At 73.6% G+C, this 503-nt stretch carries 1 pseudogene; it reads right to left on the reverse strand.

Annotated elements, in window-relative coordinates:
* Window positions 1-503: pseudogene (locus AX685_RS22715) on the reverse strand (histidine-type phosphatase); the annotation flags it as partial.

Here is a 503-nt window from a genome sequence, read left to right on the forward strand (position 1 = left end):
GCGGCGTCGCCCGTCCCCACCCGACCCGCGCCATCGGCATCCCTTCGAGATATTGGAGCATCAAGACCTGCGCGGTGCCCGATGCAGCGCGGATCGGGCCGGTGACCGCGATATCGTGGCGGTCGCCGCTCGGCGCGACCGTCGAGGGGGCGACCGGGCTGCAGGGGCCGGGCGCGGGGCAGCCAAGGATATGGTCGAGCAACGCCAGGCTGGCCCGGTGGCGCATCGCCAGCGCGTCGACCCCGCCGGTATAGGATTGTACCGACAGTGCAGCGGCAGCGGCGTCGAATCCGGCCGGTCGCGTGTTCAACGGCTCGAACAGCGGATCGGCGCCCGGCGCCGAACGGTGGCCGACCGGCAGCGGGCAGCCCGGCGCCAACCCCGCCGCATAGGCTTCACCGCTGGCGATGGTACGCGAGGACGTGTTGGCCCACAGCCGCACGACGCCATCGGCCGGGCAACCGGTCGCCGGCAGTATCCCGGCCCGCGCGAACCAGCGGCGG

It is taken from the genome of Sphingomonas sp. CCH9-F2 (genome assembly GCF_001556735.1).
GTDB classification, from domain to species: domain Bacteria; phylum Pseudomonadota; class Alphaproteobacteria; order Sphingomonadales; family Sphingomonadaceae; genus Sphingomonas; species Sphingomonas ginsenosidimutans.